At 34.2% G+C, this 12,560-nt stretch carries 12 protein-coding genes; 1 reads left to right on the forward strand and 11 read right to left on the reverse strand.

All coding sequences use genetic code 11. The annotated features are described in order from the left end of the window. Positions 1-8: 8 nt before the first annotated feature. The 11 genes from ACXHHC_RS06180 to ACXHHC_RS06230 form a co-directional block, all read right to left on the reverse strand. The gene (locus ACXHHC_RS06180) at positions 9-293 is read right to left on the reverse strand and encodes a DUF3817 domain-containing protein (RefSeq protein ID WP_458228764.1); all 285 of its coding nucleotides are present in this window, start codon (positions 291-293) and stop codon (positions 9-11) included. A gap of 75 nt (positions 294-368) precedes the next feature. Further along, positions 369-818 (reverse strand): hypothetical protein, encoded by a 450-nt coding sequence (locus ACXHHC_RS06185; protein WP_458228765.1) that lies wholly within the window; start codon positions 816-818, stop codon positions 369-371. A gap of 63 nt (positions 819-881) precedes the next feature. After that, positions 882-1,250, reverse strand: a complete 369-nt coding sequence (locus ACXHHC_RS06190) for a hypothetical protein (RefSeq protein ID WP_458228766.1) — start codon at positions 1,248-1,250, stop codon at positions 882-884. Positions 1,251-1,254: 4 nt separating this feature from the next. Next, positions 1,255-1,632 carry a DUF423 domain-containing protein gene (locus ACXHHC_RS06195; protein WP_458228767.1) on the reverse strand — a complete coding sequence of 126 codons (378 nt, stop codon included), beginning with the start codon at positions 1,630-1,632 and terminating at the stop codon, positions 1,255-1,257. Between the two features lies 1 nt (position 1,633). Further along, the gene (locus ACXHHC_RS06200; protein WP_458228768.1) at positions 1,634-2,248 is read right to left on the reverse strand and encodes a DUF4494 domain-containing protein; all 615 of its coding nucleotides are present in this window, start codon (positions 2,246-2,248) and stop codon (positions 1,634-1,636) included. A gap of 92 nt (positions 2,249-2,340) precedes the next feature. Next, on the reverse strand, positions 2,341-2,787 hold the full coding sequence (locus ACXHHC_RS06205; protein WP_458228769.1) for a GNAT family N-acetyltransferase: 447 nt from the start codon (positions 2,785-2,787) through the stop codon (positions 2,341-2,343). 41 nt (positions 2,788-2,828) lie between these two features. Continuing rightward, positions 2,829-3,191, reverse strand: a complete 363-nt coding sequence (locus ACXHHC_RS06210; protein WP_458228770.1) for a n-acetylglutamate synthase — start codon at positions 3,189-3,191, stop codon at positions 2,829-2,831. A 13-nt stretch (positions 3,192-3,204) separates the two neighbouring features. Continuing rightward, entirely contained in the window at positions 3,205-3,741 is a 537-nt protein-coding gene (locus tag ACXHHC_RS06215; protein WP_458228771.1) for a DUF5946 family protein, read from the reverse strand. A 110-nt stretch (positions 3,742-3,851) separates the two neighbouring features. Then, complete coding sequence (locus tag ACXHHC_RS06220; protein ID WP_458228772.1) at positions 3,852-4,775, reverse strand: transglutaminase family protein; 924 nt, start codon at positions 4,773-4,775, stop codon at positions 3,852-3,854. Further along, a complete protein-coding gene (locus ACXHHC_RS06225; protein WP_458228773.1) occupies positions 4,775-7,321 on the reverse strand; it encodes a circularly permuted type 2 ATP-grasp protein in 2,547 nt (848 codons plus the stop codon). The genes ACXHHC_RS06220 and ACXHHC_RS06225 overlap by 1 nt, the downstream gene beginning before the upstream one ends. 10 nt (positions 7,322-7,331) lie before the next feature. Then, positions 7,332-10,676 (reverse strand): transglutaminase family protein, encoded by a 3,345-nt coding sequence (locus tag ACXHHC_RS06230; RefSeq protein WP_458228774.1) that lies wholly within the window; start codon positions 10,674-10,676, stop codon positions 7,332-7,334. A gap of 412 nt (positions 10,677-11,088) precedes the next feature. Here ACXHHC_RS06230 and ACXHHC_RS06235 point away from each other — a divergent pair, with 412 nt between their 5' ends. After that, positions 11,089-12,555: a circularly permuted type 2 ATP-grasp protein gene (locus ACXHHC_RS06235; RefSeq protein ID WP_458228775.1), complete on the forward strand. Its 1,467-nt coding sequence runs from the start codon at positions 11,089-11,091 to the stop codon at positions 12,553-12,555. Positions 12,556-12,560: the final 5 nt, after the last annotated feature.

A 12,560-nucleotide genomic window follows, 5' to 3' on the forward strand; every position in this document is an offset into this window, starting at 1 on the left:
TCTGTGCGTTATTTGGTTTGCAAATATTTTTTATCGGCATAAAAAGTTCCAAAAGGCAAAACAGAACATATTAAAATTACAAGAAACTCTTTAATCGTCCATTTCATTTCCGATTTTAAAATAAAAGCAAAAATAACATAGGTAACAAATAAAACACCATGAGGCATTCCAAATGTTTTTACAATAATATCATTCCCTGTTAAGTACTTTAAAGGTGTTCCAATTCCTAAAAGAATTAAATATGAAATCCCCTCTAACAAAGCAACAATCTTAAAGTTTTTTAACGTAAACATATAGTTGATTTTTAAGACCTAAAAGTAGCACTAAAAATAAAAAACTCAACCGTTTTGGTTGAGTTTTTTAAGCTTTTAAGACACATAAGATTCAACTTTATGTTTTTTCCAATATTGCATTAGTGTAAAAGAGCTAATTACACAGGAAGCAATTCCCTCAACAGTCATAGAAAATAAAATTTTAGGCAAATTCAAACCACTACCCCAAAAAGAAGATTGCTGTATCATGGTTAGTAATGAATCATCTATAAAAGACACATAAAGCACCATACTTACCAATGTAGCCATTACCGCCAAGAAGCTTGTTGCAAAGCCTATAAATAAGTTGCTTAAATACGTATTGTCGTATCTTTTAAAAATGTTTGTCTTTATAGCGCTATTAATACCCCACAAAACAAATAAAATATTTAAAAATCTAAATCCTACTATATGAGATAGGCCTATAATTTTTATAAAAAAGTAAAAACCTACGATGGCCAAATAAATCTTAAGGGCATTCTTTACCACTATTCTTTGTGTACTCATAATATCGGTATTTTAAGTTAGACTCCCTTTAAGATACTGATAATTAATGAGTTTTAAAAAAACCTATTCTTTTTCCTTTGATTTAGAAGCATTCTTAAAATTAGAAGGCAATAAATCTATATTTCTTTTTTCTGCTGCACGAACTAAAAAAGGGATGATGATTGTAGCACCTGGTAGCAACACAAAAGGAATCCCTATTCCAACAATTTTTAAAACATCGGAAATATAAACTTTTAGAAACTTTTCTTCTTCCTTACTAATTTTCCCTTTGGTAAGAAATGTCTGGATAAGCCCTGTGGTTCTTTGAGTATCTTTAGCTCCATTCTTTACTCCAACAAAAAAAATATCCAATGCCTTTGTAACATTGGTCTTATTTCTGTGAACAAAAACTTTAAACCCTCTGTAAGAAATAGACTTTTTTTGGTCTTTCATAGCGTTAACTTAGCATGGCTATTGTAAAAAATAGCCAAGACAAAAGTAAACATAAACCACCTAAAGGCGTAATAGGACCTAGAAACTTAACAGGAAGTTCACGACTTTTTAAAGTACATATTCCATAGATGCTTCCAGAAAATAAAACAACCCCAACAATAGCTAAAATAACAGCCAATGACGCAAAGTTAGACTCAAAATTTAAGATCCCTCCTAAAAGAATTAAGAACAAGGCATGGTACATTTGATACTTAACTCCTGTCTCAAAACTTTCCAAAATATCATGAGACCATTTCTTTTTAAGCAGGTGTGCTCCAAATGCTCCTAACATAATAGAAACAAATCCAAATACACCTCCAAAAACAAAAGCTAGTTGTTGCATATTATTCCTCTAATACATCTTCCGTATCTTCTTCTACATCGTCATCCTCTAAAATCTCATCATCTACTATAGGGCTCTCTTCTGCAAAATCCTCTTCCTCCTCTTCAAAAGAAGGGTCTGTATAAACGTTTGCAGGAGGAACTGTAGGAGCAGCTTCTTCTTTAGCTACTATTTTAGACTCTAACTCTTCATCTCCGTCAAAAAATGGGAAAATATCTATAATTGGAGATTCCTGAATACTTGGAATTGAAAAATCAGAAACCGTATCAGAAAACTGATCCAATAAATACTCATAAGCATCTTTTACATCGTTGGCCTGAACTAAAACATAGGTGTTAGTTCTTCTTTCTAAGCCTTTATCTTCATCTAAAGTAACTAAAGAAACTTTACATTTAAACCAACGATCTCCGTGTTCACTTGGAAAAATCTCAGAAAAATTAGCCACTTTAATATTGGTAATTTTAAAACCTTCGGAAAGGTATTTGGCCATTTCTTCGTTAGCACGTGCTTCTGCCTCTGTAAAAGTCAAAGCATCAAATAAATAAGGTTGATTGAATGTTTTAACCTTTTCGTTATCGTCTATTTTACTGTATTTAACTTTTACTTCGAACCACATATTCTATTGATTTTAGGATTCCAAAAATAAAGAAACATTTAACAATTTTTAAATAATTATTGCTCAATTGCTAATGAGTTGTTAACAAAGCACTAAGCAGGGCTCCACTCATAGTAATTAGACCCTGTATTTAATTCAAAACCGGTTTTAGGATATAAATTATTCCCAATAACATTGTTTTTTTCTGTTTCTAAAAACATTCCACAAGCTCCGGACACTCTTACCAAATCCTTTGCTTTTTCTATTAATGCTACAGAAGCTCCCTTACCTCTATAGTCCGAATTCACAAACAAATCGTTTAACAACCATAGTTTTTTCATTCTAGTAGAAGAGAATAAAGGATACAATTGTACAAAACCTGCTAATTTTCCATCTTCCATTTCGCATACAAAAATTTCTGAATCTTTTTGTTGTAACCTTTCCAACAAAAACTCTTTAGCCGATTCTACGTCAGACTCTTTTCTATAAAACACTCTATACCCATCAAAAAGTAGAGCTAATTGTTCTAAATCTGCTAATTGTGCTTCTCTAATAATCATTTTCACTTATTTTTTGGTTTTACAATAAGCGAATATAAAATTTATAATTCTTCTAGAATAGAACTTCCTTTAGAAGCTTCTCCAACTGTTGTTTCCACCCCCTCAACTGTCCATTCCCACTCCTCATGCAAACGAATTTTACCATTCTCTAAAACCTCTGGAGTAGAAATACACTTTCCTGTTTTTAATTCTCCTTGTAAGTTTATTTGATGATATCGCATCTCTATTACCCCATTCTCATCTACAATTCCAATTAAATGTCCTTTCTTAATTTGACCACCTGCGTACGCAGAAGTAAGTATATTTCCTTCTTGATGGTATTCAAAAACAGTATCAGAAGACGTTTCGCCATTTTCTGAATTAGTAGCTACTCTGAACTGTTTGTTATGGTAGTTGATTTTCATAGATACAAGGGTTTTACAATTTCAAATTTAGAAACTCTTGTGCAATCTTATCTACCATCTTGTGGTAATCTCCCCAAACAAAATACACCTCTTTTGCCCACTCCTCTATTTTATGCTTACAAGCTCCTTGATTGTACGATACATTTAATACATCAACAGATGTAATCTTACCTCGTTCTAATACTTTGGGAGACAGTAAATATTCTTCTTCTCTTTTTAGTTTATATTGATTTAGCGTTTCGCTTAATTTTGGAGATAATTTATATGTCCAAATTACATTGTATTTAAAAATTAAATGCAAACGTGTTAAGTGAAAATGATTACTCCATCTACCATGAAGTTCAGAGTGCTGTAAAGTGTGTGCATCCACTACTAGAAAACGGTAAAAATAATTTTTGGGCAAAGAAAAATCTACACTTTTAAAACCTAAACTAAAAATTTCAACACATTCATGAACACCTCTTTTCGTGCCTGCACCACAAAATTGACAATTTCCTTCTTCTAAAAGTTCTAGATTATTCTTAGCTGCGAAATCTATATAGCTCTGCATTTTAATAAAAATATAATCACTTGCTCTAAATATAATTCTTTTTATAACCGTTGTTTACTTTTCTAAAAAAGTAGATCTTACAACTTTATTCACAAGAACTCTTCTTAATACTATTGCTGCTGTTGACTCTGTTGCTGTCTTATATACTCTTCATCGGGTCTTATATCTACAGAAACCTTTAAACGACTGGCACCACTGGTGTACAAAACTCCTTTTAAAGGAGCTACATCGTAGTAATCTCGTCCCCAAGCCACCATTATATGTTGATTTTTAGGCACCTGATTGTTTGTAGGGTCAAAATCAATCCAACCAAATGTTGGAATATAAACAGAGAACCACGCATGTGAAGCATCAGTTCCTATTAATTTTTCTTTTCCCGGTGGTGGTAAAGTTTCTATATAACCACTCACATATCTTGCTGGTAAATTTACCGATCGCAAACAAGCAATGGCCACATGTGCAAAATCCTGACAGACTCCTTTCTTCTCCTTCATTACTTCATCAATAGGTGTAGCAACATTAGTTACGTTTGGGTTAAACTCAAAGTCTTTAAAAATTCGTTCCATTAGCTCATAAGTTGCTTCGTAAACAGAACGTTCTGTCAAAAAAGAGGCTGTTGCATATGCCTTAATTTCTTCGCTCACATTGTTTAACAAAACAGACTCTAATCTAAACTGTCTTGCATCCAACACCTCTTCTTCATAGCCTTTTAATAACTCCAGAGCTTTTTCTAATGTTAAATCTTTGGCTTCATGATTATTAATATCTTCACATTCTTTGTAATCTCTAACAACCCTACTCGTAGCAGTAACTTTTAAAACCTTATGGTGTTCCTGAATGGTAAAACGAGTAATGGTATTCCCAAAAAAGTCTTCTCTTTCTGAAAACTCTGTTGGTTTGGGGCTAATCTCCATTTTATAGTCTATTAATTTTTGCCCCAGAATGTCCTTTGGTTTTAAGACAGCCATATTGTGACAAAAAGTAACCCCTTCGTCGTATTCATATGTAGTAGAATGGATAACTCTATAAATCATTAGACTTCTATATTTTGTTGTACCATTTGTGTTTGTTGGTACGTATGATCAAAGTAAGTATTTGCTATTGCCAAAGAAGTTTCGTGCAACAAATCACTTAATAACGACAATGTCTCCTCAAAAGTTTCTCTTTCGTTGTTTTCTGGATTTGGTGTTAAAACAACCTCCTTATCCATTTCTAACAACACTTTGCATGCGGCTTCTATTTTTTGCTGACATTCTTCAAAACCAACTACATTCTCTGGTACTGGTAAACGACTGATATCCTTTTTCATTCGCCTAAGTTGATAATGTAATGATTTCTTGTATTCTTTATCTAACACTATTAAATCAACCACATTCTCTATGTTTAAATAAGATTGATAACTGTATCTGTAAATATTTAAACTCTCGTGACTGTTTAATAAAGATTCTAGTATTTGATAATTCAACTGCTCTTCGAAATTAAACACCACCATAGATCTAAACTTTGCAATATTCATAGAAGCCTGCTCCATCTGTAACCCTATAAAATACAATATCAAGCCTTGATTTACCATGATACTTTCTTCTATCAAGCCCATAAAAGCAATGAGTCTAGAAATGGTTCTATCTAACAAACGTATTAGCGAATTGATGCTGTAATTTTTATCTACATCCACGGTAGACCATAATTTATTTAAGCTATCAAACACCCTCCAAATATCTTTAGACCATAAATTTCGTAAGCTGTAATAAGAGAACCTAAAACTACTTAAAGTTTGTGCCAAGGTTCCTACTCTAGTACCATCTAAAATTACTGCCTGTAATTCTTTTAAAGGATTTTCTAACGCTTCCTTTCCTCCTTGTTCTACAAAACCAGGAAAAGTAGAAGTAATATTTGTAACTGCTTTGTACAGGTGAACTAATATCTCTGAATCTGTTTTTTTAGAGCTGTAACGTTCATTTTTCATGTTCTCTAACACCATTCTCAGGTATCTAGAAGTTAGCAATGCCCTTCCCAAATAACGTCCAGACCAGAACAGATTTTCTGCCGTATTACTTGGCAAATCGTTAATATTTGTTGCTCCTATATTCTTATTCATATACGTAAACTGCTGATGCATGCTTACTTTTTCATCGCTTATAATCCAAAAGTCTTTGCTAATTCCACCTCTCTGATTGGAAACACGCAATGCCTTTCTTTCAGGTGCCACACGCACCAAACCTCCTTGCATTACTTTATACCCGTCTTTTGTAGCCGTACAAAACGTTCTACACACTATTTTTCTAGGTGATAATTTCCCTTTTCCATAGTTTGGAGCAGATGAAAAGGATATTTTCTCTTGTGCAACAAATCTATACGGATGTTTTAAAATTTCTTTTTTAAGATTGGAAATCTCTTCTTCTGATAAAAATTCGCAAAAGAAAATACTTTCTCTATTAGAACGATCTATTCTTTTTACAACAAAATTCTTAATGTCTTTTAAAACAAAATCTCTTTCTTTTTGCTGACCACACCACCAAGATGCAATCTGAGGTAAAATTAAATCTTCATCAAAAAAGTAGTTACAGATGGCATTCATAAAAGGAATTAGTCCAGAATTCTCTATCACACCACTTCCTACAGGGTTTACTACTGCCACTTTCTGATTCCTAACCACCTCTAACAATCCTGCAACTCCTAAAAAAGAGTCTTCTCGCAATTCCAAAGGATCTACAAAAACATCGTCTACACGTCTTAGTATAACATCTACCTTTTTTAATCCCTTTAAGGACTTTATCCACACATAACCATCTCTTACTATTAAATCGTTTCCTTTTACCAAAGGATACCCTAGTAAGGAAGATAAATAAGCATGCTCAAAATAGGTTTCGTTGTGAGGTCCTGGTGTAAGAATTACAATATTCGGATTTTCAACTTCTGTTGCATCAATCAGTGTTTTGTTGAATTCTTTAAAAAACTCAGACAACATTTTTACTTCTATATTCTGAAATAAATCTGAAGCAACCCTACGCGTAGTAAATCTGTTTTCTAAAGCATACCCCATACCAGATGGAGCCTGCGTTCTATCATTCACCACCCACATTCTACCGTCGGGTCCTCTAGAAATTTCCGCAGAATACACCATTAAACTTTTAGGTGTCTTGTATTCAATCTGATCGCATTGTCGTAAAAAACCTCTGTGTTCGTAGATTACTTCTGGCGGAATAATTCTATTTTTAATCAACTCTCGTTTGCCATAGATGTCTTTTAACACCAAGTCTAACAACTCTGCTCTTTGCTGAATTCCTTTTTCTACCTCTTTCCATTCCTCTTCGTGAATTACAAAAGGAACCGCATTTAATTCCCAAGGTCTATTTAGACCATTGGGCTCATTATAAACATTGTAAGTTACACCATTCTCCGCCATTAGCCAGTTAATCTCGCTCTGTACAGAGTCCAATTCCTCTAGGCCAATGTCTCCTATATTTTCTAGCAGTTGCTGCCAGTTTTTATTTATTTTTTTATCCGATTCTAAAACCTCATCGTAGTTTTTCAGTCCTGCTACGTAGTTTTTTAAAATCTTGTTTTCATCCGCACTCATTTACCACCTTCTATTTTTTACGCAAATCTAAGGTATTTGGGAAATCTGGGTCCACTGGAAGTGTAATAAATGTAAATTCTTTAGAGCTTCCTTGTTCCTGTATACTTTTCTTAGTTGGCTGATCTTCCTGCATTTTATTCTTTTCTACAGAACCAGAAACGGTTTGTGTTTCTCCAATATTCCAAAAACGATTGATCCTTCTAGACTCCGCTTCTAATGTATTAATTGGGAAAGTTTCATAAGACCTACCCCCCGGATGCGTAACAAAATATTTACATCCTCCAATAGATTTTTTATTCCAAGTATCTACCACATCAAAAGCCAAAGGCGTATCTGCTCCAATAGTTGGGTGTAATGCAGAATATGGATTCCAAGCTTTGTATCGTATTCCAGCTACATACTCTCCTTTTACAGAGGTAGGTTTTAAGTCTACTTTTACACCGTTACACGTTAAAGCATAACGTTCTCCTACAAAGTTGGTTATTTTCACCTGTAATCGCTCTAAAGATGAATCTACATAACGAGCCGTTCCACCTCCTGTCATTTCTTCTCCTAACACATTCCATGGCTCAATACCGGCACGTAACTCTAAATGCATTCCATTAATATCTACCATTCCGTGTAATGGGAACCTAAACTCAAAGAACGGATCAAACCAACTCTCGTCAAATTCATAGCCTGCTTTGTTTAACTGACTTACGATATCTTTGATGTCTTCTCTTACAAAGTGTTCTATTAAGAATTTATCATGCAACTGTGTACCCCAACGCACCAAATTGTGCTCATAAGGCTCGTTCCAAAACCAAGCTACCAACGTTCTTACCAGTAACATTTGCACCAAACTCATTTGTGGGTGTGGAGGCATATCAAAACCTCTTAATTCTAAAATCCCCAATCTCCCCGATGAGGAATCTGGCGAATACAATTTATCAATACAGAATTCTGCTCTGTGTGTATTTCCTGTTAAATCTGTTAACAAGTGTCTAAACAAACGATCTGTTAACCAAAAAGGAACTTCTTCTCCTTTAGGAATTTGACTAAACGCAATTTCTAATTCATACAAATTTTCCATTCTTGCCTCGTCTATTCTTGGGGCCTGACTTGTTGCTCCAACAAAAGCTCCCGAAAATAAATAAGACAAACTAGGGTGATGTTGCCAGAACGTTAGCAAACTACGCAACAAACTAGGCTTACGTAACAATGGACTATCTGCAGGGCTTACACCTCCTAAAGTCACATGGTTTCCTCCTCCGGTTCCGGTATGTTTACCATCTACCATAAACTTTTTAGTTCCCAAACGAGATTTCTTAGCCTCATCGTATAAGGTATTGGTGTTTTCTACAATTTCTCCCCAATTTTTCATGGGTTGTACATTTACCTCTATTACTCCCGGGTCTGGAGTTATTTTCATAGATTCTACTCGGTTGTCGTGTGGTGGGTTGTACCCTTCCATAATAACCGGAATCTTTAATTCCTTTGCTGTAGCTTCTACTGCTGATAACAAATCTAAAAAGTCGTCTACAGTATTAAATGGAGGTAAGAATAAATATAATTTCTCATCTCTAATTTCACAACACAAAGCGGTTTTTACAAAATAGTCTGGCTTATCTGTATCCAACCCACTTTTTGCAAATGCTTTAACACGCTTTGCCAACAACTCTTTGTAATCTGGTAATGGCTTTTCTTTTTCAAATAAATCTGGTTCATAAAAAGGAAAAACTTCCGATGCTGGTTTTGCCAATAAGGACTCCAACGGCAAACGCAATCCTATTGGAGATGTTCCTGGTGTTAAAAACAAGTGTTTTCTTCTAAAATCCCATTTACTCGTAAACCACTTATCCTTATACTTATTTAAGGGTAATATATATCCAACAGCTTTGTCTGTTCCTTGTTCTAAAATCTCTGCAATTCTCTTTCTAATTAAATCTTCACTGTCGTCCTTTTTAATATCAACATCCAAAGGCAACTGCCCTTCTTCCCACAACATATAAAAAGCATCCTCGTATGCTGGGTGAATATGTTCTTTATCTACCGCTAAATACTTAGTTAGCGTTTCCATAAACTTTAAATCACTCCCTTTTGCTACTTTTGGATTTTCTGCATAACTAGACAACAATTTAATATCGTCCCATAGCGGCACTCCATCTTTTCTCCAATACAACTGTATTTCCCAACGCGGCAATGGTTCTCCTGGATACCATTTTCCCTGGGCATGGTGCAACATAGCACCATTGTCATACTTATCTAGCAAACGTTTGGTTAACTCGTCTGCCAATTGTCTTTTATGCTTTCCGTCTGCATCTGTATTCCATTCCGGAGACTCCATATCATCAATAGATACAAAAGTAGGCTCTCCTCCCATGGTTAAACGTACATCTCCTTCTTCTAAGTCTTTTTCTACCTTATACCCCAATGCTTCAATGGTTTTCCACTGCTCTTGTGTATAGGGCTTGCTATCTCTTGGTGATTCTAAAATTCTTGTTACCGAATTCTCAAACTCAAACTCAGTTTCTACTTCTTCAACAGAAAGAATACCTCCTGTAACAGCAGCTGCACTTTTATAATGCGGTGTACAAGCTAAAGGAATGTGTCCTTCTCCTGCCAACAAACCAGAAGTTGCATCAAAACCAATCCAACCAGCACCTGGCAAATAAATTTCTGCCCAAGCGTGTAAATCTGTAAAATCTTGTTCAGGTCCAGAAGGTCCATCCAACGATTTTTCATCTGCAGTTAACTGTACAATATACCCCGATACAAAACGTGCACCAAATCCTAAATGGCGTGCTATTTGCACCAATAACCAAGCATAATCTCTACAAGAACCTGTTTTAAGTTCTACCGTTTCTTCACAGGTTTGCACCCCCGGTTCCATACGGATGTTGTAATTTAAATACTCGTTTATTTTTCTATTGATATCTATTAAAAAATAAATGGTCTTTCTTGGTGTAAAATCTATCGTTTTGATAAAGTCTATCAACAAAGGTCCCTTATCTGTAATCTCTAAATACGGTAGTAACTCTTTTTTTATTTCTTCGTCGTATTTAAAAGGAAACTCTTCTACACTTTCCTCTACAAAAAAATCAAAAGGGTTAATGGTTTTTAAATCTGCTACAATCTCTACATCTATAGAAAGCTCTTTGGTCTTTTCTGGAAATACCACTCTAGCCAAGTAATTCCCAAAAGGATCTTGTTGCCAGTTAAAAAAATGGTCTTCTGGATGAATTTTTAGAGAATAAGACTCTATAGGAGTTCTACTATGCGGAGCAGGCCTTAATCTAAAAACATGAGGCGATAAACCAACAGAACGATCGTATTTGTATTTGGTTTTGTGAGAGATTACTACTTTAAGTGCCATCTTTTGTATTTTGTTTTTTTTGGATTTGATTTTATTAATAAACCCTGTCTAAAAGTTGTCTAATGTAATGAAATTAGCCAGCCAAGAAAAAGGATTTGCAACAGTTAAGAAAGAATTAACAAGTTCTCATCTTTCAAAGAAATTTTGTAAAGTTTTCTTAACAAAACCATGTATTTATCTAATAATATTTTAGTACTATTACCCTTAAAAACAAACGCTAATGAGGGCTGTTAAAAAACATGGTTCAAAATCTAAAACTATTCCTTTCTACACTGTTTACAGACAGCTTTTTATTGCTTATGAACTGTTTTTTGACAGTTTAACTCCCCCGCTAAAAACAGTCTATTTACAGTTAAATACAAACTAAAGAGTACATTCTTTAATATAACTTCACACCTTATAAATAACACGAATGATTGAATATAAGGAATTACCCATTTTTTCATCTTATGACTTGAATTCTAGGTTCTATGATGAAATTTTCACTAACAATAAGGAAGTAAGGTCCATCTACGAGACCTTATTTAATATGTTTAGCGAATACAAAGTAGACGACTTTAAACTTTTAAATGAAACTGCCAAAGCTTCATTTTTAAATCAAGGAATTACCTTTCAAGTCTACGGAGAAAAAGAAACTAAAGAAAAGGTGTTCCCTTTTGATTTGTTTCCTAGAATTATCTCTGCAGATGAATGGAAACACTTAGAAACAGGAGCGCTACAAAGAAGTATTGCATTAAATCACTTTTTAAAAGATCTATACAACGATAAAAAAATTATCAAAGACGGTGTAGTTCCTATGGATTTAATTGCTTCTTCTAATAACTACCTAAAACAAATGGAAGGATTAAATCCTCCCGGTGGTATTTACAATCACATATCGGGTACCGATTTAATAAAACATTCTGATGGTAAATACTATGTATTAGAAGATAACATTCGTTGTCCTTCTGGGGTAAGTTATGTAATTAGCAACAGGGCAGCTTTAAAAAGAACTTTATACGGAGCTTTTAACAACTACCCTGCTTATACTGTAGACAATTATGCAGAAAACTTACTAGGTATTATGCAATCTGTAAAACCAAATGGAGTAGACAATCCTACTTGTGTGGTAATTACTCCAGGTATTTACAACTCTGCGTACTACGAACATTCTTACTTAGCTAAATCTATGGGTATAGAATTGGTAGAAGGTCGTGATTTGTTTATAGAAAAGGACTTTGTATACATGAAAACCATTTACGGTCCTAAACGTGTAGACGTAATTTACAGAAGAATAGACGATGCTTTTATAGATCCTTTAGCCTTTAACCCAGATAGTGTTTTAGGAGTACCTGGATTATTTGGAGCTTATAAAAAAGGAAATGTGTGTTTGGTAAATGCCCCTGGTACAGGAGTAGCAGATGATAAGGCTATTTATACCTACATGCCTAAAATTATTAAGTATTACTTAGGTGAAGATCCTATTTTAAACAACGTACATACCTACCATTGTAACGATCCAAAAGAATTGGATTTTGTATTAAACAATATTCCAGAACTGGTAATTAAACCCGTAGATGAGTCTGGTGGTTATGGTATTTCTATTGGTAACAAACTAACCAAAGAAGAAATAGAAAAGGTAAAAGCAGAAATTAAGGCGAGTCCTAGAAAATACATTGCACAGCCTATTATGTCTTTGTCTACACATGCAACGTATATAGACGAAGAAGAAACTTTTGAACCTAGACATATAGATTTAAGAACGTTTACTTTACTAGGTAAAGAACAAAACTTTGTGTTAAAAGGAGGATTGACAAGAGTGGCTTTAAAAAGAGGAAATTTAATTGTGAATTCATCTCAAGGAGGTGGTTCTAAAGATACTTGGGTATTAAAAAAATAAGGAAA

The sequence above is a fragment of the Wenyingzhuangia sp. IMCC45574 genome, from assembly GCF_054182685.1.

Bases quoted from the DNA above. Each gene is read 5' to 3' on its own strand.
- ACXHHC_RS06230 (WP_458228774.1), bottom strand. From the start codon at position 10,676: ATGGCACTTAAAGTAGTAATCTCTCACAAAACCAAATACAAATACGAT.
- ACXHHC_RS06235 (WP_458228775.1), top strand. From the start codon at position 11,089: ATGATTGAATATAAGGAATTACCCATTTTTTCATCTTATGACTTGAAT.
- ACXHHC_RS06215 (WP_458228771.1), bottom strand. From the start codon at position 3,741: ATGCAGAGCTATATAGATTTCGCAGCTAAGAATAATCTAGAACTTTTA.
- ACXHHC_RS06180 (WP_458228764.1), bottom strand. From the start codon at position 293: ATGTTTACGTTAAAAAACTTTAAGATTGTTGCTTTGTTAGAGGGGATT.
- ACXHHC_RS06205 (WP_458228769.1), bottom strand. From the start codon at position 2,787: ATGATTATTAGAGAAGCACAATTAGCAGATTTAGAACAATTAGCTCTA.
- ACXHHC_RS06220 (WP_458228772.1), bottom strand. From the start codon at position 4,775: ATGATTTATAGAGTTATCCATTCTACTACATATGAATACGACGAAGGG.
- ACXHHC_RS06210 (WP_458228770.1), bottom strand. From the start codon at position 3,191: ATGAAAATCAACTACCATAACAAACAGTTCAGAGTAGCTACTAATTCA.
- ACXHHC_RS06190 (WP_458228766.1), bottom strand. From the start codon at position 1,250: ATGAAAGACCAAAAAAAGTCTATTTCTTACAGAGGGTTTAAAGTTTTT.
- ACXHHC_RS06200 (WP_458228768.1), bottom strand. From the start codon at position 2,248: ATGTGGTTCGAAGTAAAAGTTAAATACAGTAAAATAGACGATAACGAA.
- ACXHHC_RS06225 (WP_458228773.1), bottom strand. From the start codon at position 7,321: ATGAGTGCGGATGAAAACAAGATTTTAAAAAACTACGTAGCAGGACTG.
- ACXHHC_RS06195 (WP_458228767.1), bottom strand. From the start codon at position 1,632: ATGCAACAACTAGCTTTTGTTTTTGGAGGTGTATTTGGATTTGTTTCT.
- ACXHHC_RS06185 (WP_458228765.1), bottom strand. From the start codon at position 818: ATGAGTACACAAAGAATAGTGGTAAAGAATGCCCTTAAGATTTATTTG.